The sequence below is a fragment of the Methylobacterium sp. E-012 genome, from assembly GCF_057836545.1.
Genome location: NZ_JBYQEY010000001.1, coordinates 218,168 through 238,185, shown reverse-complemented (window position 1 = coordinate 238,185; position 20,018 = coordinate 218,168). Strand labels below are relative to the sequence as shown.

At 74.8% G+C, this 20,018-nt stretch carries 21 protein-coding genes and 1 pseudogene; 18 read left to right on the top strand and 4 right to left on the bottom strand.

The window, feature by feature from the left end:
• Positions 1-60 precede the first annotated feature (60 nt).
• From AC3IF1_RS01090 to AC3IF1_RS01060, 7 genes are all read left to right on the top strand, one after another.
• A complete protein-coding gene (locus tag AC3IF1_RS01090) occupies positions 61-2,112 on the top strand; it encodes an HAD-IIB family hydrolase (RefSeq protein WP_243965310.1) in 2,052 nt (683 codons plus the stop codon).
• A complete protein-coding gene (locus AC3IF1_RS01085) occupies positions 2,102-2,989 on the top strand; it encodes a glycosyltransferase family 2 protein (protein ID WP_489215190.1) in 888 nt (295 codons plus the stop codon). The genes AC3IF1_RS01090 and AC3IF1_RS01085 overlap by 11 nt, the downstream gene beginning before the upstream one ends.
• Positions 2,990-3,011: 22 nt before the next feature.
• Positions 3,012-4,136 carry a glycosyltransferase gene (locus AC3IF1_RS01080; protein ID WP_489215188.1) on the top strand — a complete coding sequence of 375 codons (1,125 nt, stop codon included), beginning with the start codon at positions 3,012-3,014 and terminating at the stop codon, positions 4,134-4,136.
• A 142-nt stretch (positions 4,137-4,278) separates the two neighbouring features.
• A complete protein-coding gene (locus AC3IF1_RS01075; protein WP_489215187.1) occupies positions 4,279-5,226 on the top strand; it encodes a glycosyltransferase family 2 protein in 948 nt (315 codons plus the stop codon).
• On the top strand, positions 5,223-6,281 hold the full coding sequence (locus tag AC3IF1_RS01070; RefSeq protein WP_489215185.1) for a glycosyltransferase: 1,059 nt from the start codon (positions 5,223-5,225) through the stop codon (positions 6,279-6,281). Before AC3IF1_RS01075 ends, AC3IF1_RS01070 begins: the two co-directional genes overlap by 4 nt.
• 391 nt (positions 6,282-6,672) lie before the next feature.
• Positions 6,673-7,311 (top strand): hypothetical protein, encoded by a 639-nt coding sequence (locus AC3IF1_RS01065; RefSeq protein WP_489215183.1) that lies wholly within the window; start codon positions 6,673-6,675, stop codon positions 7,309-7,311.
• Positions 7,280-8,605, top strand: a complete 1,326-nt coding sequence (locus tag AC3IF1_RS01060) for a DNA-packaging protein (protein WP_489220298.1) — start codon at positions 7,280-7,282, stop codon at positions 8,603-8,605. The genes AC3IF1_RS01065 and AC3IF1_RS01060 overlap by 32 nt, the downstream gene beginning before the upstream one ends.
• 174 nt (positions 8,606-8,779) lie before the next feature.
• Here AC3IF1_RS01060 and AC3IF1_RS01055 read toward each other — a convergent pair whose 3' ends face one another.
• Complete coding sequence (locus tag AC3IF1_RS01055) at positions 8,780-9,682, bottom strand: hypothetical protein (RefSeq protein ID WP_489215181.1); 903 nt, start codon at positions 9,680-9,682, stop codon at positions 8,780-8,782.
• Positions 9,683-9,712: 30 nt separating this feature from the next.
• Here AC3IF1_RS01055 and AC3IF1_RS01050 point away from each other — a divergent pair, with 30 nt between their 5' ends.
• The 3 genes from AC3IF1_RS01050 (at position 9,713) to AC3IF1_RS01040 (ending at position 13,157) form a co-directional block, all read left to right on the top strand.
• Positions 9,713-10,957: a phage portal protein gene (locus AC3IF1_RS01050; RefSeq protein ID WP_489215179.1), complete on the top strand. Its 1,245-nt coding sequence runs from the start codon at positions 9,713-9,715 to the stop codon at positions 10,955-10,957.
• Between the two features lie 358 nt (positions 10,958-11,315).
• The gene (locus AC3IF1_RS01045; protein ID WP_489215177.1) at positions 11,316-11,822 is read left to right on the top strand and encodes an HK97 family phage prohead protease; all 507 of its coding nucleotides are present in this window, start codon (positions 11,316-11,318) and stop codon (positions 11,820-11,822) included.
• A 42-nt stretch (positions 11,823-11,864) separates the two neighbouring features.
• Positions 11,865-13,157 carry a phage major capsid protein gene (locus AC3IF1_RS01040; RefSeq protein ID WP_489215175.1) on the top strand — a complete coding sequence of 431 codons (1,293 nt, stop codon included), beginning with the start codon at positions 11,865-11,867 and terminating at the stop codon, positions 13,155-13,157.
• Between the two features lie 54 nt (positions 13,158-13,211).
• Here AC3IF1_RS01040 and dps read toward each other — a convergent pair whose 3' ends face one another.
• From dps to AC3IF1_RS01025, 3 genes are all read right to left on the bottom strand, one after another.
• The gene (dps, locus tag AC3IF1_RS01035; RefSeq protein WP_243973982.1) at positions 13,212-13,757 is read right to left on the bottom strand and encodes a DNA starvation/stationary phase protection protein Dps; all 546 of its coding nucleotides are present in this window, start codon (positions 13,755-13,757) and stop codon (positions 13,212-13,214) included.
• 126 nt (positions 13,758-13,883) lie between these two features.
• Entirely contained in the window at positions 13,884-14,807 is a 924-nt protein-coding gene (locus tag AC3IF1_RS01030; RefSeq protein WP_489215173.1) for a S1 family peptidase, read from the bottom strand.
• A gap of 548 nt (positions 14,808-15,355) precedes the next feature.
• Positions 15,356-16,102: a S1 family peptidase gene (locus AC3IF1_RS01025; RefSeq protein WP_489215171.1), complete on the bottom strand. Its 747-nt coding sequence runs from the start codon at positions 16,100-16,102 to the stop codon at positions 15,356-15,358.
• A gap of 27 nt (positions 16,103-16,129) precedes the next feature.
• Between AC3IF1_RS01025 and AC3IF1_RS01020 the strand changes: the two genes are divergently transcribed.
• From AC3IF1_RS01020 to AC3IF1_RS00985, 8 genes and pseudogenes are all read left to right on the top strand, one after another.
• Positions 16,130-16,693 carry a head-tail connector protein gene (locus AC3IF1_RS01020; protein WP_489215169.1) on the top strand — a complete coding sequence of 188 codons (564 nt, stop codon included), beginning with the start codon at positions 16,130-16,132 and terminating at the stop codon, positions 16,691-16,693.
• Between the two features lie 23 nt (positions 16,694-16,716).
• Positions 16,717-17,070: a head-tail adaptor protein gene (locus AC3IF1_RS01015; protein WP_489215167.1), complete on the top strand. Its 354-nt coding sequence runs from the start codon at positions 16,717-16,719 to the stop codon at positions 17,068-17,070.
• Entirely contained in the window at positions 17,067-17,483 is a 417-nt protein-coding gene (locus AC3IF1_RS01010; RefSeq protein ID WP_489215165.1) for a DUF3168 domain-containing protein, read from the top strand. Before AC3IF1_RS01015 ends, AC3IF1_RS01010 begins: the two co-directional genes overlap by 4 nt.
• An 11-nt stretch (positions 17,484-17,494) precedes the next feature.
• The gene (locus tag AC3IF1_RS01005) at positions 17,495-17,905 is read left to right on the top strand and encodes a phage major tail protein, TP901-1 family (protein WP_489215163.1); all 411 of its coding nucleotides are present in this window, start codon (positions 17,495-17,497) and stop codon (positions 17,903-17,905) included.
• A gap of 4 nt (positions 17,906-17,909) precedes the next feature.
• Positions 17,910-18,227 (top strand): annotated as a pseudogene (locus AC3IF1_RS01000) (gene transfer agent family protein); the annotation flags it as partial.
• 141 nt (positions 18,228-18,368) lie between these two features.
• Positions 18,369-18,719, top strand: a complete 351-nt coding sequence (locus AC3IF1_RS00995) for a phage tail assembly chaperone (protein WP_489220297.1) — start codon at positions 18,369-18,371, stop codon at positions 18,717-18,719.
• A gap of 14 nt (positions 18,720-18,733) precedes the next feature.
• Positions 18,734-19,306: a phage tail tape measure protein gene (locus AC3IF1_RS00990; RefSeq protein WP_489215161.1), complete on the top strand. Its 573-nt coding sequence runs from the start codon at positions 18,734-18,736 to the stop codon at positions 19,304-19,306.
• A 40-nt stretch (positions 19,307-19,346) separates the two neighbouring features.
• Positions 19,347-19,988: a phage distal tail protein, Rcc01695 family gene (locus AC3IF1_RS00985; RefSeq protein WP_489215159.1), complete on the top strand. Its 642-nt coding sequence runs from the start codon at positions 19,347-19,349 to the stop codon at positions 19,986-19,988.
• Positions 19,989-20,018 lie beyond the last annotated feature (30 nt).

Genomic DNA, 20,018 nt, shown 5'->3' with positions numbered 1-20,018 from the left:
GACGCTCTCTTCACATAAGTTAAGTTTATACGGGCGCCCGACAGCTTCAGCCCACGCCTGATGTTCGTCCTGCACATCGCCCTGCAGGGCTGCCTGCGCGGCGACGGCGTCGTCTACGGGATCACCGCCGATACCGGCGGCCATATCCGCTACCTGCTCGATCTGGTCTCGGCCTCGGCGCAGGATCGCGACCTCGCGCGGATCGCGGTGGCGACGCGCCTGTTCCACGGCCCGCTCGGCGCCGCCTACGCCGTGCCTGAAGAGCGGATCGCCGACAAGGTCACCCTCGTGCGGCTGGCAAGCGCGTCCCCGGACTACCGCGCCAAGGAGGAGATGCACGCCGAGGTGGCGCGCTTCGCCGAGAACCTCGTCGCCTGGATCGGCGCGCAGGCGCGGGCGCCGGACCTGATCCACGCCCACTACGCGGACGCGGCCGCGGTGGCGGCGCTCGTGGAGGACCGGCTCGGCATCCCCTTCGTGTTCACCGCCCACTCGCTCGGCCGGGTGAAGGCCGCGATGCTGGGCGAGGCCGTCCTTCGCCCCGACCTCGCCCGCCGGATCGCCACCGAGGAGGACGCCCTGGCGCGGGCGCGGCTCGTGATCGCCTCGTCCCGCGACGAGGCGGAGGTGCAGTATGCCGGCTATGCGGCCTACGATCCCGGCCGCGTCCGCGTCCTGCCCCCGGGCAGCGACCTCGCCCGCTTCGCCGCGGCGTGTCCCGAGCCCCGGGTCGACGCCGCGATCGACCGGTTCCTGGCCGACCCGGGCAAACCGGCGATCCTGGCGCTGGCCAGGCCGGTGGCACGCAAGAACCTCGCGGCCCTGGTCCGGGCCTACGGCGAGAGCCCCGCGCTGCGCGCCCGCGCCAATCTCGTGATCGTGGCCGGCACCCGCGCGGATATCGACGCCCTCGATGGCGACATGGCCGCGACGATGCGCGAATTGCTGGTCCTGATCGACCGCTACGACCTCTACGGGCACGTGGCCTATCCCAAGACCCACCGCCCGCAGGACGTTCCGGCGATCTACGCCTATGCCCGGGCGCATGGCGGCGTCTTCGTCAACCCGGCCCTCAACGAGCCCTTCGGCCTGACGCTGCTGGAGGCCTCGGCGGCCGGCCTGCCGCTGGTCGCCACGGACAGCGGCGGTCCCAACGACATCGTCGAGACCTGCGGCAACGGGCTGCTGGTCGATCCCCGCGCCCCCGGCGCGATCGCCGAGGCCTGCCTGCGGATCCTGGGCGATACGGCGCTCTACGCCCGCTGCGTCGCGGGCGGGGCCCGGGCGGCGGCGGCCTACGACTGGGACCGGCACGCCGCGCGCTACCACGTCCTGCTGCGCGCGCTGCTAGCCCCGGAGCCGCCCCTCCGGAGGCCCCGGCAACTCCTGGTCTGCGACATCGACAACACGCTGGTCGGCTGCGACGCGGCGCTGGGGATCTTCCGCCGGTGGCGCAGCCGGCAGGCGGAGCTGGCCTTCGGCGTCGCCACCGGCCGGTCCTTCCACAGCGCGATGGCGGTGCTGGAACAGCAGGCCAGCCCGCGGCCGCAGGTGATGATCACCTCGGTCGGGTCCGAGATCTACCATCTCGACGCCAACGGGGTGACCTACACGGCGGATGCGGCCTGGCGCGGGATCATCGCTGCCGGCTGGGACCGGGAGGCGGTGCGCGCGGCGCTCGCCGGGCTCGACGGGCTCGCCCCCCAGGGCCCCCTGGAGCAGCGGGCGCTGAAGCTGAGCTATTTCGGCGATGCGGCGGCGGCGCGGCGCGTCCGCGCGCGGCTCGCGCTGGCCGGCCTCCCCGCCCGGGTGATCCACAGCCACGGCCGCTACCTCGACGTGCTGCCGGAGGCGGCCTCGAAGGGCACCGCCGTCGACCATGTCCGGGCCCTGTACGACCTCCCCGAGCAGGCGGTCTTCGTGGCCGGCGATTCCGGGAACGACATCGAGATGCTGGGCGCCCGGGTGCAGGCGATCATCGTGGCGAACTATTCGGACGACCTCGCCAACAACGCCGCGCTGAAGCATTCCTACGTCGCCCGGACCGCCCATGCCCGGGGCATCATCGAGGGGGTGTCGCATTTCCGGCGGATGCTGGCCGATGTCGGCTGAGCCCGGGGGCGGCCCCGCACCGAGCGTGCTGACGCTGGTTCGCGGCCGGGCCGACCGCCTGCGCAACCTGATGCGCGGGCTCGCCCGCCAGACGATGCCGCCCCGCGAATGCGTCATCGCCTGGATGCAGCCCGAGCCGGCCGCCGACCTGCCCGATCCCGGCTGCCCCGTGCGCCACCTCCATGTGCCGGGCGCGGCGCTGCCGCTCGCGGCCGCGCGCAACCGGGCGGCGGAGGCGGCCGCGGCGGACCTCCTCGTCTTCCTCGACGTGGATTGCATCCCGGGCCCGACGCTGGTGGCGGCCTATGCCGCGGCCGCCGCGGCGGCCCGGGGCCTGTTCCTGGGCGAGGTCCTCTACCTCCCGGACGGGGCGACCGCCGGCGGCGTTGTGGATCCAGCCGCGCTCGACCGGGTCGGGCGCCCCCATCCGGCCCGCCCGCCCGTACCGGAATCCGGTTCGCGGCCGGAGCCCGATCCGGGCCAGCTCTGGGGCCTGTCCTTCGCCCTGGCGGCCTCCGCCTGGCGCGCGGTCGGCGGCATGGACGAGGCCTATTCGGGCTATGGCGGCGAGGAGACCGACTTCGCCGCCCGGCTCGCCGCGACCGGGCTGCCGACGTTCTGGGTCGCGGGCGCGCGGGCCTACCACCAGCACCACCCGGTCCACGTGCCGCCGCTCCAGCACTTCGCGCCGATCCTCGCCAACGCGGCCCGCTTCCGGGCCCGGCACGGACGGTGGTGCATGACCTACTGGCTCGATCAGTTCCGCGCGGCCGGGCTGATCGACTGGGATTCCGACGCGGCCGCGATCCGCCTGATCCGACCGCCGACCCGGCACGAGATCGCCGCCGCCCTGCGGCCCGACGCCCTGTTCTCCTGAGAGCGAGCCCGAACCGCCGGCCATGAAGCGACCCATCGCGTTCTTCGTCCATCACCAGGGCCGCGGCCACGCCAACCGCACGATGGCGGTGGCGGCCGCGTTCAGCCACGACCGCCCGGTCTCGGTGCTGACCGCGGATCCGCACCTGTTCGACGGCTTCGCGCGCGACATCGAGATCGTGGCGCTGCCCAACATGATCGGCGCCGCGGTCCCGACCGCGCGGCTCTACGCGGAGCCGACGCCGCAGGTGATGCACTGCGTCCCCCTGGGCCTGTCCGAGATGCGCCGGACCATGCGGTGCATCCTCGACCACCTCGACGAGCGCGGGATCGGGCTGTTCGTCGTCGACGTCTCCGCGGAGATCGCCCTGCTCGCGCGGATCGCCAGCGTGCCCGCGGTCCAGATCCGCATGCACGGCGACCGCTCCGACATCGGCCATATCGGCGCCTACGAGGCCTGCGTGGGGATGCTCGCCCCCTTCGACGCGCGCCTGGAGCAGGACGAGTACCCCGCGCGCCTGCGCGCCAAGACCTTCTACAGCGGCGGCCTGTGCACCAGCGTCGACCGGGTGCCGGAGCGCGCCGAGGCGCGGGCGCGGCTCGGGCTCGATCCGGAGCGCGAGATCGTCGTGGCGGTGACCGGCGGCGGCGGCAGCGGCACGCCCTACGCGCCGCTGACGGTCGCGGCCCGGGCCGCCCCGGACGCGCTCTGGCTGACCCTCGGGCCGACCCACCGCGAGGGCCACGAGACCGACTTCGCCAACCTGCGCGAGCTCGGCTGGGTCGCCTCGGTCACCGCCTACCTCGCGGCGGCCGACATCGTCATCGCCTCGGCGGGCGACAACACGGTGCACGAGGTCGCCCGGGTCGGCGGCCGCCTGATCGTGATGCCGGAATGGCGCTATTTCGCCGAACAGACCCGCAAGGCCGAAGCCCTGGTCCGCTTGGCCGCCGCCGTGCAGGCCCCCGCCTGGCCCGGCGATTTCCAGACCTGGCGCGACCTCCTGGCCCGGGCCCGCGCCCTCGACGGGACCGCCCTGCGCAGCCTCTACGCCCCGGACGCCGCCGCCCGCGCCGCCGACTGGCTCGAAGGGCTGACCGACACGCTGTGGTCCGGTCAGCTGATCGACGCCGCCGCGGCCGGATGAGCGCCGCCGTCCCACACCGTTGGAGCCGCCCCCGATCGCGTCGCGATCGGGGGCAGATCCCCGTTCTTGATTCAACCCGCTCGCCGCCGCCGGACCGGCGTCCGTTTCGGCGGCGAGCGCCCCAGCCGGAGCCCGATCTCGGATGTCCACCGTTTCCGTCGTGACGCTCGCCAAGGGCCGGCCGGCGCATCTGCGCAACGTGCTCCTCGGCCTCGCGCGCCAGACCCGGCCGCCCGCCGAACTCATCGTCGCGGTGATGCAGGACGCGCCCTACGACCTGCCCGAGGTGCCGTTCCCGGTCCGCCAGATCCTGGTGCCGGGCCGCGAGCTTCCCCTGGCGGCGGCGCGCAACCGCGGCGTGGCGGCGGCGTGCGGGGAGGATGTCGTCTTCCTCGACGTCGACTGCATCCCGGCACCGAGTCTCGTTGCCGACTATGCACGGGGCCTCGCCGCCCTCGACGGCCTGCTGATGGGCGAGGTGCTGCACCTGCCCGAGCGCGCCACGGCGGGCGACTGGCGCTACGCGGATCTCGACGCCGTCGCCGAGCGGCATTCCGATCGCCGCGGCCCCCCGGCCTCCGGCATCGAGATCTGCAACGATTACCGCTGCTTCTGGTCGCTCAACTACGCCATCCGCCGGGCGACGTTCCTGGACACCGGCGGTTTCGACGAGCGCTATACGGGCTATGGCGGCGAGGATACGGATTTCGGCAAGCTCCTGGCCACGCGCGGCATCCCGATCGCCTGGATCAAGGGCGCGCGCGCCTATCACCAGTACCATCCGCACCACATGCCCCCGGTCCATCACCTCGACAGCGTCGTGCGCAATGCCGAGCTGTTCGCGTCCAAATGGGGCTACCGGACCATGGGCCACTGGCTCTACGCGTTCCGCGTCATGGGCCTGATCGACGACGCGCCCGACCGGCCGATCCGGATCCTGCGCCGCCCCGATGCCGGGGATCTGGCCCTCACCGGCCAGCAGAGCCACCAGCCCTACACCAATTCGGCCTCCGTCATCCGGACCCTCGAGGCGCGGCAGGTCGAGGGCGCCGCCATGGCCTCCGGCGTGCCCGCGCCCGCGACGGCATGAGGATCGCGCTCCTCGCCCATCTCCGCCACCCGATCGCGCCGCCCTTCGCGGGCGGCCTGGAAGCCCAGACCTGGAGCCTCGCCGACGGTCTGACCGCGCGCGGCCACAGGGTCGTGCTGTTCGCCTCCGGCGACAGCGACCCGCGCTTCACCCTCGACCCGGTGATCCCGGTCCACCACGAGCGCCGCTTCCCGGGCCTGGAGCACCGGGGCGATGCCGGCCTCACGGCCCACCTGGACGACGGCTACGCCGCCGCCTGCGCGCGGATCGCCGCCGGGGGCTTCGACGTCCTGCACAACAACAGCTTGAGCCGCCTGCCACTCGAACCGCGCGCCACGGCGGCGACCCCCACGGTCACCTCGCTGCACGTGCCGCCCTACGACGCGCTCCGCTGGTTCGTGCATGCCAGCGCCACGCCGGGGCACCGGATCACCGCGACCTCCCGGGCCCAGCTGCGGGCCTGGTGGCCGGACGGCGCGCCGGCGACGGCCTCGGTGCTCCACAACGGCATCGATCCCGCCGCCTGGCCCTACGTCGCGCGGGGCGACGGCAGCGCCGTCTGGTGCGCGCGCCTCGCGCCGGTCAAGGGCGCCCACCACGCGATCGCGGCGGCGCGCCGGGCCGGCCTGCCCCTGACCCTGTTCGGCCCGGTCGAGGAGCCGGACTACTTTGCGGCGCGGATCGCCCCGGCGCTCGGCGGATCGATCCGCTACGGCGGCCACCTCGGCGGCGCGGCTCTGGCCGCGGAGGTCGGCCGCGCCTCGGTGTTCCTGTTCACCCCGTGCTGGGACGAGCCGTTCGGGCTGGCGGCGGTCGAGGCGATGGCCTGCGGCCTGCCGGTCGCCGGCTTCGCCATGGGCGCCGCCCCGGAGGTCGTCGGCGAGGCCGGACGCCTCGTCCCCTGTGGCGACGCGGATGCCCTGGCCGGGGCGATCGACGCCGCGCGGGTGATTCCGCGGCCGATCCCGCGCGACCGCGTCCTGCGCCTGTTCACCCGCGACCGCTGGCTCGACCGCTGCGAGGCGCTCTACGCGCAGGCCCGCGTCGGCGGCTGACCCGGGCCGCTCCTCGCGGATCACGCTCCGGATTTGGGATCATCGCCCGGCCGGCCCAAGGCGCGTCTCCCTCCCCCGCAGAGGGGGGAGGGAGGACGCTTGCCAGCTCTGGACCGCAACACCCGTCGACCGGGCGATGATTCCGAACGCGATCTATGAATCCGCCAGCCCACAGCGGGGGCAGGGACGGCGCCCGGCTCTGGCGTACCCCGCATCGGGAACCGATCGCCGGCGCTGGCCGAACCGCTGCGGCGCACCTCCGCCCGCCGCAGACCCGGCCGGCGCCTCAGCCCAAATTCCTAATCGGCCATAAAATAGGAAATAAGGCTTGACAGCGGCGCGCTGCCGGGCTATCCCTGAGGCACGGTCGAAACGTGTGCGGAGAGCGGCGATGCGGCTACGCGAGGCCCACCCGGTCGAGCGGCGCACGGAGGTGACGCGGCTCCTGCGCGAGACCGACCTGCCGATCCGCGAGATCAGCGCCCGCACCGGCCTCAGTCCGCGCACGATCCTGACCTGGAACGCCCGGGCCGGCTGGGTGCGGCCGCCGCGCTGGCGCTGCGTCGTCGCGCGCTGGCCCGAGGCGCGGCGCCTCGCGGTCGCCCGGCTCCTGAGCCTGCCGGGCAGCGATCCCGCCGATGTCGCCGCGGCGCTGGGCTTCGGGCGCGAGCGGCCGGAGCTGATGGTCGCGGCCTTCCGGCAGGTGCCGAGGGAGCGGCGGACCCGGCGCGAGGCCGCGCCGGTGATCGATCCGCCGACCCTGCGGGCGCATCTGCACGCCCACATCGCCCGGCAGATCGCCGCCTACGACGCGGCTCTGGGCCGGGACGGGGTGGCGCTGGGCGAATCCGCCCGGGTCCTGCGCGACCTCGGCGGCCTCAAGCGGCTGCTCGACGAGGTCAGGGCGGACGGCGTCCAGCCCGCGGCGGGGGAGGGGGGCGATGACGGCACGGAACGCGATCTGCCTTCCCTCCGCGCGGAGATCGCGCGACGCTATGATGGCTTTGTCCGCGGCGGGGCGCCTGCCTGACTTCCTCGCGACCCTGCCGCCCGGCCTGCTCCGGGCGCTCGACCGCGACTGGCTGCACCGCGCCCGCGCCGACCAGCTCCCGCCGCCCGAACCGGACGCGGCCGGAGCCCCGATCGAACCCTGGACCACCTGGGCGGTGATCGGCGGCCGCGGCAGCGGCAAGACCCGCACGGGGGCCGAATGGGTCGACGCGCTCGCCCGGGGCGATCCGGCCTTCACCCCCGAGCCGGTCGGGCGCATCGCGCTCGTGGGCGAGACGCATTGCGACGTGCGCGAGGTGATGATCGAGGGGCCCTCGGGGATCCTGAACCTGCCCCGGGGCGGCCGGGCCTGGCCGGTCTGGTCGCCGAGCCGGCGGCGCCTCGAATGGGCCGACGGCGCGGTCGCCCTGGCCTTCTCGGCGGAGGAGCCCGACGCGCTCCGCGGTCCGCAATTCGGCGCCGCCTGGTGCGACGAGGCCGCCAAGTGGCGCCGGCCCGAGGCGGCCTTCGACATGCTGCAATTCGGCCTGCGCCTCGGCGCCCGGCCGCGCAACCTCGTCACCACGACGCCGCGGCCGGTGCCGCTGATCCGCCGCCTGCTCGGAGACCCGCGCACCGTGGTGAGCCGCGCCCGGACCCGCGACAACGCCGACAACCTCGCGCCGGACTTCCTCGAGCGCGTGGTCGGGCGCTATGCCGGCACCCGCCTCGGCCGCCAGGAACTCGACGGCGAACTCATCGCCGACCGGGACGATGCCCTCTGGGACCGCGCCGGCCTGGAGGCGGGGCGGGTCGCCGCCGCCCCCGACCTCGGCCGGATCGTCGTGGCGGTCGATCCGCCCGCGACCTCGGGGGCGCGCTCGGATGCCTGCGGGATCGTGGCGGCGGGGCGCGCCGGGCCCCAGGCCTACGTGCTGGCCGATGCCAGCCTGGCCCGGGCCACCCCGCAGGCCTGGGCCGGGGCGGCCCTGGCGCTCTATCACCAGCTGGCCGCCGACACCCTGGTGGTCGAGGTCAACCAGGGCGGCGAGATGGCCGCCGCCGTGCTGGCGCAGTGCGACCCCGCCGTGCCGGTGGTCCGCGTCCACGCCACCCGGGGCAAGTATCTGCGGGCCGAGCCGGTCTCGCTCCTCTACGCCCGCGGCCTCGTCCACCATGTCGGGGCGTTCCCGGCGCTGGAGGACGAGCTGTGCGATTTCGGGCCGGAGGGCCTGTCCGGGGGCGGCTCGCCGGACCGGCTCGACGCCCTGGTCTGGGCGCTCACGCACCTGATGCTGGAGCGGCGGGCGGAACCGCGGATCCGGCGCCTGTGAGGGACGCCCGAAACAATACGGCGCGCCTCTGCTGGAAGCGCGCCGGGAGTCGGTTCGTGGTCTCAGGAACGAACTGCATCCTGTATACACGATTTCGTGCGCCACACTGTGGCGTCCGCACCACGGCGTCGCACGCAGCGCGGGTTGGACCCGTCTTTTTTCGGTCGGATCTGCTTATTCCGGGGCGGTCAGGCTCCGCAGGGCGGCGCGCACGTCGGTGAGCGAGCCGACCAGCGCGTAGCAGGCGAAATCGTGGGCGCCGGATGCGGCCTGCGCGACCCGGAACACGCAGCTCAGGCGGGTCGCCCCCGGGACCGGCCGAATCGCGAAGCCGGCCCTCGGGGCATCGGCCTCGCCCGCCGGGGGGGCCGGGCTCCAGATCCCCAGGGCGTGCGAGCCCTCGGGCAGGGCCAGGATCACGGGTTGCGGCCGTTCACCGGGGGCGGAGTCGAGCCGATCGAGCCCGCCGGTCGCCGGGTCGAAGCGCCAGGCCTCGGTGAACTCCGCCGGTACGGTGGCCGAGAGCGGCTCGAGCCGCACCGCCGCGGCGGGCCGGGACAGCACGAAGCCCGCCTGGACCTCGATGGCGTTGCTGAGGCCCGGCAGGCCGAGGGCGATCCGCTTGTGCAGGATCACGTCCGGGCCGGCCGCGGCGCCCGGGCCGTCCCAGGCCAGGGGCGCCACGGTCTCGGCCCAGCTCCGGCCGGCGCGGAGGGATCGGACCCGCGCTGCCGCGGGCTCGCCCCGCGGGTCGCCGGCCTCGCTCGCTTGGCGGCCGTCTGCCTCCGGATCGAGGGTCAGGCGCGCCTGGAGGGCGTCCCCGACCCCGGCATCGGCCAGGAACGCGACGCCGTTCCAGGTCAGCGTATCCGCGGCCCCGGCGACCCGGCGCGACAGGCGCAGGGCGATCTCCGAGCGGCCGAAGGGACGCGCCAGGACGAGGGTGCCGTCCGGCTCCGGCCAGGCGGGGGAATCCTGCGCCCGGGCGGCCGCAGCGGGCATCGCCGCGGCCAGGAGCGCCGCCGGAAAACACCCGCCTCGGGCGGCGCGGGACCGCGCGGGGAAGCGGCTCTGCATCGTGCAACCATAACGCAGGACCAGACCGGCATGTCGACCCTCCTCGAACGGCTGGCGCGGGTCGCCCGCCGCGGCGCCGGCGGCCGGGCGCCCGCCACCCAGGCCGCCAGCATGGCCGACTCCAAGGCCGCCAGCATGGCCTACACCAAAGCCGCGATGGCCCCCGCCTTCGCGCTCTACGCCGAGGGCCGGGCGAGCTGGACGCCCCGCGACCCGGCGGCGCTCGCCCGGGCCGGCTACCAGGGCAATCCGGTGGTCCACCGGGCGGTCCGGCTGGTCGCCGAGAGCGCCGCCGGCCTGCCGCTGATCGCCACCGGGCCCGGGGCCGAGCGGGCGTCCGATCTGCTGGCGCTGCTCGCCCGGCCGAACCCGCGGGAGAGCGGCACGCATCTCCTGGAGACGGTTTATGCCGACCTCCTGCTCGCCGGGACCGCCTATCTGGAGGCGGTCGCCCTCGACGGCCGGGTCGCGGCCCTCCAGGCCCTGCGGCCGGGGCGGATGCGGATGGTGCCGGGGCCCGACGGCTGGCCGGCGGCCTACATCTACACCGCGGGTGGCCGCAGCCGCCGGTTCGACCTGCCCGCTCCCGGCACCGAGGCGGTGGCGCCGATCCTGGCGCTCGCCCTGTTCCACCCGGAGGACGAGACCGGCGGCCTCGCCCCCGTCGAGGCGGCGGCGGCCGCCCTCGACATCCACAACGCCGCGAGCGCCTGGAACAAGGCGCTCCTCGACAACGCCGCCCGGCCCTCCGGGGCGCTGGTCTTCGCCGGGGCCGGGCTGTCCGAGCCGCAATTCGAGCGGCTGAAGGGGGAGCTGGAGGCGAACTACCAGGGCGCCGCCAATGCCGGTCGGCCGCTGCTGCTCGAGGGCGGCCTCGACTGGAAGCCGCTCGGCCTGTCGCCCCGGGACATGGATTTCGTCGAGGCCAAGAACGCGGCGGCCCGGGAGATCGCCCTGGCCTTCGGGGTTCCGCCCCTGCTGCTGGGCCTGCCCGGCGACAGCACCCACGCCAACTACGCCGAGGCCAACCGGGCGCTCTACCGCCAGACCCTGATCCCGCTCGCGGCCCGCACCGCCCAGGCGCTCGCCGTCTGGCTGGAACCCGCCTTCGGGCCGGTGGACCTGGAACCCGATCTCGACCGGATCGAGGCGCTGGCCGGCGAGCGGGAATCCCTGTGGCGCCGGGTCCAGGCCGCGGATTTCCTGTCGGTCGCCGAGAAGCGCGAGGCGGTGGGCTACCCGCCGGAGCTGCCCCGGGGGGCGGACGCCTCGTGATCGGGGGCTGGATGGGCGCCTCGGTGTCGGAGACGCAAGTCCGCCACCGCCGGGCCTCTCCCGCCCCCGTCTGCGGGCTACGCGATGCACACACCGCCTGCTGCGAGCCGCGATAAGCGCTCCTCCCCCCGTGCGGGGAAGCGTTGGAGGTGGGGGGCAGGACGACGCGTGGCGGTGCCTCCTGCACCACCCCCACCCCTGACCACGCCTCGCAAGGGGGAGGGGAAAAGGCGCGGCGTTCCAAAAGTTTGCCGCCGAACGCGATGCGTGGATCCGCAAGCCCCCCCTGCGGGGGAGGGAGACGCGTCTCGGGCCCGACCCAGCCTCCCCCGAACCGCTTTCAACCCGAGGACCATCCATGGACGGCCATTTCACCGGCTATGCCAGCGTCTTCGGCGTGCCCGATCTCGGGCGCGACATCGTGGTGCCGGGGGCCTTCGCGGCGAGCCTGGCGCGGCGCGGTCCGGCCGGCGTGCGCCTGCTGTTCCAGCACGACCCGGCCGAGCCGATCGGCCGCTGGCTCTCCCTGCGCGAGGACGCCACCGGCCTGTTCGCCGAGGGCCAGCTCAACCTCGCGGTCCAGCGCGCCCGGGAGGTCGATGCCCTGCTGCGCGGCGGCGGGCTCGACGGCCTGTCGATCGGTTTCCGCACGCTGCTCGCCCGCCGGGGCACGGGCGGCGAGCGCCGGCTGCACCGGGTCGATCTCTGGGAGATCTCGCTCGTGACCTTCCCGCTGCAGCCGGGGGCCCGGGCGAGCCCCGACCCGGACCCCTTGGCCGAGGAGATCCGCGGCCTCGCCCGCCGGATCGCCCCGGTCCGGGGCGTGAGACCCGGACTCCGGCTCCCGCCGGCCGCCCGGCCCTGACGTCCAAGCACCCCGCTTTCCACCCCCGACCACGAGGCCCCGATGGACGCCCAATCCCCGCTCGCACGCACCGCCCTCGAGACGAAGGGCGGATTCCCCGACCTGGAGAACAAAGCCGCCCGGCCCGAGGGCGCCCCTGTCCGCTCCGCCTTGGACGAGCTCTCCACCGCCTTCGCGGCGTTCAAGGAGACCAACGAATCGCGCATCGGCGCCATCGAGGGGCGCCTGGGCGTCGACGTGCTCACCGAGGAGAAGCTCGCCCGGATCGACGCGGCCCTCGACGCCGCCCGCACCCGCCTCGACCGGATCACCCTGGAGCAGGCCCGGCCGCCGCTGGGCCAGCCGGGGCCCCGGGTCGACGCGGGCGCCCAGGAGCACAAGGCGGCCTTCGACCTCTACGTCCGGGCCGGCGAGAGCGCCGGCCTCAAGCGCCTGGAGGCCAAGGCCCTGTCGGCCGGTTCGGGCCCGGATGGCGGCTACCTCGTGCCCGACACGATCGAGCGGACCGTGCTGATGCGCCTCGGCCAGGTCTCGCCGATCCGGTCCATCGCCAGCGTCCAGCAGATCTCGGGATCGCAGTACAAGCGCGCGGTCTCGGTGGGGGCGCCGGTCACCGGCTGGGCCGCCGAGACCGCGCCGCGGCCCCAGACCGACGGGCCCGCGCTCACCGAGATCGCGTTCCCCGCCATGGAACTCTACGCCATGCCGGCGGCCACGCAGACGCTGCTGGACGATGCCGTGGTCCATCTCGATGCGTGGCTGTCGGCCGAGGTGGAGACCGCTTTCGCCGAGCAGGAGGGCGTCGCCTTCGTGTCCGGCAACGGCGCGAGCCGCCCGCGCGGCTTCCTGAGCTACGACACGGTCGCCAATGCCGCCTGGGTGCCGGGCAAGCTCGGAATCGTGGCCACCGGGGCGGCCGGCGCCTTCCCGTCCAGCAACCCGGGCGACGTGCTGTTCGACCTGATCTACGGCCTGCGCGCCGGCTACCGCCAGAACGCCGGCTTCGTGATGAATCGGCGCACCCAGAGCGCGATCCGGAAGTTCAAGGATTCGGAGGGCAACTACCTCTGGCAGCCGCCGCTCGCTGCCGGCCAGGGCGCGACCCTGGTGGGCTTCCCGGTCACCGAGGCCGAGGCCATGCCCGATCTGGGGAAGGACAGCCTGTCCGTAGCCTTCGGCGATTTCCGGCGGGGCTATCTGGTGGTCGACCGGACCGGGATGCGCGTGCTGCGCGACCCGTACTCGGCCAAGCCCTACGTCCTGTTCTACACCACCAAGCGCGTCGGCGGCGGGGTGCAGGATTTCGACGCGATCAAGCTGCTGAAGTTCAGCTGAGTGGTCGCGCCCCGCCCGATCACGGGTGGGGCGCGACGATCTCGGGTCCGGTTCTCAGCGGCCCGGGTTGCCGTCGCGCAGGGCGCCCGTGGGCTCCTGAACGTGGGCCTCGAGGAACCATAGCTGCTTGTCCACGGCGCGGGAGATCTCGGTGAAGAGATCGGCCGTGCCGGGATCGCCCGCCTCGTCGGTCTCGTCGATGTTCTCGCGCACGGCGTTGGCGTAGCCGGCGAAGCTGTCGATCAGCGCGGCGATGTGGTCGGCGATCGCGTAGATGCCGGTCGGGTAGGGCGGCAGCTTCGTGCGCTCGGCGACCGCCTGGGTCGAGCCGAAAGCCGTGGCGCCGAGCTGCACCGCGCGCTCGGCCACCTTGTCGTTGAGGTCGTCGAGTTCCGTGCGGAACCCGTCGAGCATCTCGTGGACGCCGATGAATTGCGGCCCCTTGAGATTCCAATGGGCCTGCTTGATCGCCAGGGCGAGATCGATGCCGTCCGCCAACCGGGCGTTGAGGGCCTCGATCGAGACCTTCTTGGCGTTCGAATCGGTGTCGTTCCGGGTCTTGTGCGCCCGGGGGGTGTTGCTGATTTCGGTCGCGGCCATGCTCTCGCTCCGTGTGCCGGAAGGGTTCGGATGCGAAAGTGCCGATGGGGCCTCAGGTTCCCGCAGATGCGCAGGATCCACCGCATGGCAGGGCCCCGCGTCGGTTCGAGCTCCCCGATTCGGCGCCTACCGACGGCGCGGGCGCGCCGTCCAGACGGACCCGTCGCCGCGCGGCAGGGCGTCGCTCACCTGGATCCGCGACAGCTCGGCCGAGCGCGCGGAGATCCAGCCGGCATGCTCGGCCACCGGTGTCACCGCGGTGAAGCCGCCGCAGGCGGTCCGGCGGGCTCCCTGCTGCAGGGCGCCGCTCGACCAGCTGACCACGCCGACGATCCGGTAGCCGCCGGGGCCGCCGGTGAGGATCGGGCCGCCGGAATCGCCCAGGCACGCGCCGGCCCCCGAGGTCTCGGCCATGCGCCGCCGGTCGGTGACCACGGTCACCCGGTTGGCGACCTGCAGCGAGCCGATCGAGACGAGATGCGCCAGCCGCAGCACGCGGGCCGAGCCCCGCCGGTTCTCGGCCACGACGCCGAAGCCCGCGATGTCGACGGCCTCGCCGTTGCCGATCGCGCCGGCGCCCCGCGGGTCGAGGGGCATGTAATCGGCCCCGAGGGGCCGTTCGAGCTTGAGCAGCGCCAGATCGACCCCGGGCTGTTCCTCGGGCGTCGTGCCGGGGACGAAGTCCGGATGCATCGTCGCGGCGATCACCTGCGTCCGGTGCTGGCGGAAGCCGCGGTCGACGCTGATCACCGTGTAGCCCGCCGGGCGCATGACGCAGTGGGCGGCGCTGAGGACGAGGTCCGGGGCGATCAGGGTGCCCGAGCAGATCTCGCCCTCGGTGCTCTCGATGCGCACCACGAAGCTGCGCGCCCCGTCGGGATCGCGGGTGGTCGTGCCGTTGATCACGGCCGCGGCGGGGGTGGGACGCTGGCCGGCCAGCGCGCCGAGGAGCGCCGCGCCCAGCAGGCCGCCCCGGAGAAGGCCACCCCCGAGGCGACCGCGCGCCGGGCGCTCGCGAAGGCCGGCCTGGCGGATCGGGCGAGGGAACATCGGGCACTCCGGGGGCGCAGGTGACGGCCGTCTTGGACGAGCGGGCGGCACGACGAGCCTAGAGTAAGGGAATGACCTGGCCAAGCTGAGGTTCCCTGCGGAGACGAGGGTCCCGGGGACGGGGTTGGGCTGTCGGATGCCCGGATCGAAGTCCGGATCGTTCCGGGTTCGAGCGAACAGGCATGCCGGAGCACCCACGGACCGTCCCGCCCCCGCAAAGGCCACCGGAGTCACACGTCGCAGTCTGACACCAACACCATGACAACGGAGCGCTTTTCCCCTCCCCCTTGCGGGGAGGGGCCAGGGGTGGGGGTGGTGCAGACGGCATCGCACCGCTCCATCCTGCACCACCCCCACCTTCAACGCCTCCCTGCAAGCTCGAGCGATCCCGGGCAAGCCCAGGATCGCCAAGGGAGGAGAGAGCGTCTCGGCCAGCGATCGGTGAATAGCGTCGCGCAAAGGGGGGAGGGGGACGCGCGCCTGGGTCCGGCCGTTGCCCGTATCCGGCGGCGATCTGATTCACAGGTCGCCCGGAACCCGCGGGGCGCTCAACCCGCCCAGCGCGCGCTCCGGCCCCAGCCCTCCAGCACCCCGTCGATCCAGCCGCGCTGCGGCCCGACGAGGACGCCCTGGGTCAGACCTCCGCAGGCGCCGCCGATCCAGGCGGCGAGCGCCCGCACGCCGTCCGGCCCGGCGATCGGCCCGCCGGAATCGCCCTGGCAGGCGCCGCCCGTGCCGCCCCGCAGCCAGACCAGGATCCGGCTCGGCCCGTAGGGCTCGATCACCGGGAGGGTGAGGCTGCGGTAGGTGCCGGTGGAGCGCGGGTCGCCGGGCCGCGCCGCGCCGTAGCCCCCGAGGGTCAGGGCCTCCCCGGCCTGCGGCGGCGCGGCGCTCAGGGTCGCCGGCGCGAAGCGCGGCGGCAGCGGCGTCGCGGTGCGCAGCAGGGCCAGATCGATCGAGCGCCGCCGGGCCTTCGCGGCGCCGGCATCGTAGCCCGGATGCACCGCCCGCGCGGCCACCTCCACGAGGACCGGCGCGCCCGCGGCGTCGCGGAAATGGATGCGGTGCTCCGGGGCGTCGGCCGCGCAATGGCCGGCGGTGAGCACCGTGTCGGGGGCGAGCACCACGCCGGTGCAGACCCCGCCCTTCGAGGACAGGACCATCACGGCACCGCCGGCGGGGGCCTCGGCGCCGCCGACGATGGCCCGCGCCGGCACGCCGGCGAGCGCCAGGGACGCCGCGGCGACGGCGAGAGCCGCCGGGCGGCGGATCGAGACCCGCTTCGAGACCAGCATTCGGACCACCCGCGAGAGGAACGCGCGATGATCCCGTTACGCATCGATGCCGCCGCCGTCGAGCTGGTGGGCGTGGCCGAGCTGCGCGCCTATCTGCGCTTCGATTCCGACGATGGCGGCGCCGAGGATGCGCTGCTCCAGGCCCTGATCACGGCCGTCCGGGCCAGCCTGGAGATCGAGACCCGCCGGATCCTGGTCCCGGGCCGCTACCGGATCGCGCTGGCCGCCTGGCCGCCGGACGGGGTGCTGCCGCTGCCGCTGAGCCCGCTCGTGGCCCTGGTCCGCGCCGGGCTGGCGGATGGGCGGGGCGGCGTCACCGAACTCGATGCCGGGCTGGTGCGCCTCGGCCCCGACCCGGTCGAGGCGCCGTCCCTGCGGGTCGATCCGGCCGTGCCGGACCCGGCCGGGCGCACGATCCTGATCGAGGTCGCGGCCGGGTTCGGCGGCGACGGGCCGCCCCTGCCGGAGCCCCTGCGCCTCGCGATCCTGCGGCTCGCCGCCGCCCGCTACGAGCACCGCGGCGACGAGCCCGACGCCGCCCGCACCGATGCCGCCGACCTCGCCGCGCCCTTCCGCCGGATGCGGCTGTGACGGCCTCTCCCGGAGGACACCCGATGGCGACCCCACCCCACACGCCGCCGCTGGGCGCCCGGCGGCGGCGCTTCGTGCTGGAACGGCCCCTGGAGGAGCCGGACGGGTTCGGCGGGGTGCTGCGCCGCTACGTGGCCGGCCCGGTCCTGTGGGGCGCCCTGGCGCCCGCGGGGGTGGTCGAGCGCCCCGCGGGCGGCCGGACCGACACGCTGCCCGCCTATCGGGTCACCCTGCGCGGCCGGGCCGAACTCGACCCGACCATGCGGCTCGCCGCCGGCCCCCGCCGCTTCGCGATCCGCGCGGTCACCGACCCCGACGGGCGCGGCCGCGACCGCGTCTGCCATGTCGAGGAACTGCCCGGGGAGAGCCGGTCGTGACCGATCCGAGCCCGCTGCTGGCGTTCCGCGCCGGCCTGATCGCGCGCTTCACCCCCGACGCCGCCCTCGCGGCCCTGCTGGGTGGCCGGGTCCGGCTCTACGACGAGCCGCCCCGGGGGGCGCTCCCGGTCTACGCCCTGTTCGGCGATGCCGAGATCCAGGACGATTCCGTCGACGGGGCCGAGCGCCACCGCCACAGCCACGACGTCGCGGTGATCGCGCGACCCGGCTCGGTGCGCACCGCCCTCGACGCCGCCGAGCGCATGGCGGCGCTCCTGGCCGATGCGGCGATGCCGCTCGCCGGCTGTCGCCTCGTCACGCTGCGGGTGCGCGCCATCCGGGTTCACCGCGACGCCCGGACCGGCGAGGGCCGGGCGAGCCTGACGGTCGAGGCCGTCACCGAGATCCAGTGAGGAGAGGGCCGATGGGCGCGCAGAAGGGCAAGGACCTGCTGATCCGGGCCGGGGACGGCGCGGGCGGCTTCGTGGCGGTGGCGGGCCTGCGCAGCCGCCAGATCACCCTCAACGCCGAGACCGTGGACGTCACCAACGCCGATTCCGCCGGGCGCTGGCGGGAGCTGCTGGCCGGCGCCGGAGTCCGCCGGGCCGCGATCGCCGGTTCCGGGGTATTCCGCGACCAGGCCTCGGACGCGCGCCTGCGGCTGATCTTCTTCGAGGGGGCGATCGAGACCTTCCAGATCGTGGTGCCGGCCTTCGGGATCCTGGAGGGGCCGTTCCAGATCGCGAGCCTCGAATACCGGGGCGACCATGCCGGCGAGGTGACCTTCGACATGAGCCTCGATTCGGCGGGCGCGCTCGCCTTCTCGGCGGCCTGACGCCATGGCAAACCGGATCCGCGGCGCGGTGCCGCTCGACCTCGGCGGCCAGCGCTACACCCTGTGCCTGACCCTCGGGGCCCTCGCCGAACTGGAGGATCTGCTCGGGGCCGGCGATCTCACCGGCCTCGCGGCGCGCTTCAGCGCCGGCCGGCTCTCGGCGCGTGACCTGATCGCCCTGCTGGGCGTCGCCCTGCGGGGCGGCGGCCACGATCTCGACGACGGGGCGGTGGCAGGGTTGCCCCTGGCGGGCGGGATCGAGGCCGTCACGACGGCCCTCGGGGCGGCGCTCGCCGCGGCCTTCGGGGAGGCGCCGGCAGCTCCTCAGGGCCGCTCCCGATCCCCTGACGACACGAGTCATGACAGTGGCGCACCGACGCCTCTGGCGGGCGCGACGGGCTCCCTCTCCCGAGCGGGAGAGGGTCGGGGTGAGGGAGGAGGAGCATCAGGACAGAGCGCGCGATTGCCGCGCGTTCGGGTCGCGCCTCCTTCGGCAAAACCGGATCCCTCACCCTGTCCCTCTCCCGCACGGGAGCGGGGACCCGCGCTTCAGTCGGAGAAGGCGGCATCCCCGTCGGCGGAGAGCGGCCCGGGCCCGGAGCCGGATGCACCGGTCCAGACCTGCATCCCGAGAGCCTTTCCCTGGGACGATGCCCTGGCCCTCGGCCTCGGCGCGCTGGGCTGGCGCCCCGGCGACTTCTGGTCGGCGACCCCGCGGGAATTCGCCGCCGCCCTCGGCCGGCGTGCCCGGCCGGAACCGCTCAGTCGGGAGGCCTTCGAGGACCTGCTCGCCGCCTATCCCGACCGGACCTGAGACGGGGCTGACCGATGCTCGATACCGACACCGATACCCAGGATTCCGCGCGGGTCGAGCGGCTCCAAACCCTCGACCGGCTGGCGCAGAACTTCGGTCGGAGCCTGGACGCGGCGCTGACCCGCGGCGCCGCCTCGGGGCGCAGCCTCGACGGGGTGCTCGGCCTGATCGGGACCCGGCTCGCCGGTGCGGCGACCCGGGCGGCGGCCGGATCGCTCCAGTCCGGGGTCACCGGCCTGCTCAACGCCGTGCTCGGGGCCGGGTCCGAGCCCGGTTTCGCCCGGGGCGGCGTGTTCCGGGGCGGGCGGGTGCAGCCCTTCGCGGCCGGCGGGGTCGTGGCGGCGCCGACCTACTTCCCGATGGCCGGCGGCGCCGGGCTGATGGGCGAGGCCGGCCCGGAGGCGATCCTGCCGCTGAACCGCGGCCCCGACGGCCGCCTCGGCGTCGCGGCCGGCGCCGCCCCGGCCCGGCCGGTCTCCGTGACGGTCAATATCGCGACCCCCGACCCGGCGGCCTTCCGCCGCTCCGAGGCCCAGGTGACCGCGAGCCTCGCCCGGGCGGTGGCGCGGGGCCAGCGGGCGACGTGAGCGCCCGGGCCACCCCCTGCCTCCAACCCCCGGGACCGCCATGGCCGACGATTTCCACGAGGTGCTGTTCCCCCTCGATGTGTCGCTGCGCGCCGGCGGCGGCCCGCAGCGGCTGACCGAGATCGTCACCCTGGCCTCGGGCCGGGAGCACCGGAACGGCCGCTGGGCCGATTCCCGCCGCCGCTACGAGGCCGGGTTCGGGCTGCGCGGCCTCGACGCGCTCCACGCGGTGCTGGCCTTCTTCGAGGAGCGGCGCGGCCGGCTCTACGGCTTCCGCTTCCGCGACCGGGTCGACGGACGCTCCGGGCCGCCCGGCCGGGCGATCGGCCCCCTCGACCAGCCGCTGGGCACCGGCGACGGCGCCACCGCGACCTTCCCGCTGGTGAAGACCTACGGGACCGGCTTCGCGCCCTATCGCCGCCGGATCGCCAAGCCGGTGGCCGGCAGCGTCCGGGTGGCGGTGTCGGGCCGGGAGGTCGGGTCCGAGGCCTTCGCCTGCGACCCGACCACCGGGCTCGTCGCCTTCACGTCCGGCCATGTCCCGGCCGCGGGCGAAGCCGTGACCGCGGGCTTCGCCTTCGACGTGCCGGTCCGCTTCGACACCGACGACCTGACCATCGACCTCGCGGCCTTCACAGCGGGCGAGATCCCGAAGGTGCCCCTCGTCGAGATCGTCCCCTGATACCAGTGGCCTATGAGGCTGACGCCTCAC

What these genes read in the sequence shown, in the direction of transcription:
- AC3IF1_RS01075 (WP_489215187.1), top strand. Translation starts at nt 4,279, where the DNA reads ATGTCCACCGTTTCCGTCGTGACGCTCGCCAAGGGCCGGCCGGCGCAT.
- AC3IF1_RS01005 (WP_489215163.1), top strand. Translation starts at nt 17,495, where the DNA reads ATGGGCGCGCAGAAGGGCAAGGACCTGCTGATCCGGGCCGGGGACGGC.
- AC3IF1_RS01050 (WP_489215179.1), top strand. Translation starts at nt 9,713, where the DNA reads ATGTCGACCCTCCTCGAACGGCTGGCGCGGGTCGCCCGCCGCGGCGCC.
- AC3IF1_RS01045 (WP_489215177.1), top strand. Translation starts at nt 11,316, where the DNA reads ATGGACGGCCATTTCACCGGCTATGCCAGCGTCTTCGGCGTGCCCGAT.
- AC3IF1_RS01055 (WP_489215181.1), bottom strand. Translation starts at nt 9,682, where the DNA reads ATGCAGAGCCGCTTCCCCGCGCGGTCCCGCGCCGCCCGAGGCGGGTGT.
- AC3IF1_RS01020 (WP_489215169.1), top strand. Translation starts at nt 16,130, where the DNA reads ATGATCCCGTTACGCATCGATGCCGCCGCCGTCGAGCTGGTGGGCGTG.
- dps (WP_243973982.1), bottom strand. Translation starts at nt 13,757, where the DNA reads ATGGCCGCGACCGAAATCAGCAACACCCCCCGGGCGCACAAGACCCGG.
- AC3IF1_RS01060 (WP_489220298.1), top strand. Translation starts at nt 7,280, where the DNA reads ATGGCTTTGTCCGCGGCGGGGCGCCTGCCTGACTTCCTCGCGACCCTG.
- AC3IF1_RS01065 (WP_489215183.1), top strand. Translation starts at nt 6,673, where the DNA reads ATGCGGCTACGCGAGGCCCACCCGGTCGAGCGGCGCACGGAGGTGACG.
- AC3IF1_RS01015 (WP_489215167.1), top strand. Translation starts at nt 16,717, where the DNA reads ATGGCGACCCCACCCCACACGCCGCCGCTGGGCGCCCGGCGGCGGCGC.
- AC3IF1_RS01085 (WP_489215190.1), top strand. Translation starts at nt 2,102, where the DNA reads ATGTCGGCTGAGCCCGGGGGCGGCCCCGCACCGAGCGTGCTGACGCTG.
- AC3IF1_RS01030 (WP_489215173.1), bottom strand. Translation starts at nt 14,807, where the DNA reads ATGTTCCCTCGCCCGATCCGCCAGGCCGGCCTTCGCGAGCGCCCGGCG.
- AC3IF1_RS00985 (WP_489215159.1), top strand. Translation starts at nt 19,347, where the DNA reads ATGGCCGACGATTTCCACGAGGTGCTGTTCCCCCTCGATGTGTCGCTG.
- AC3IF1_RS01090 (WP_243965310.1), top strand. Translation starts at nt 61, where the DNA reads ATGTTCGTCCTGCACATCGCCCTGCAGGGCTGCCTGCGCGGCGACGGC.
- AC3IF1_RS01080 (WP_489215188.1), top strand. Translation starts at nt 3,012, where the DNA reads ATGAAGCGACCCATCGCGTTCTTCGTCCATCACCAGGGCCGCGGCCAC.
- AC3IF1_RS01040 (WP_489215175.1), top strand. Translation starts at nt 11,865, where the DNA reads ATGGACGCCCAATCCCCGCTCGCACGCACCGCCCTCGAGACGAAGGGC.
- AC3IF1_RS01025 (WP_489215171.1), bottom strand. Translation starts at nt 16,102, where the DNA reads ATGCTGGTCTCGAAGCGGGTCTCGATCCGCCGCCCGGCGGCTCTCGCC.
- AC3IF1_RS01070 (WP_489215185.1), top strand. Translation starts at nt 5,223, where the DNA reads ATGAGGATCGCGCTCCTCGCCCATCTCCGCCACCCGATCGCGCCGCCC.
- AC3IF1_RS00990 (WP_489215161.1), top strand. Translation starts at nt 18,734, where the DNA reads ATGCTCGATACCGACACCGATACCCAGGATTCCGCGCGGGTCGAGCGG.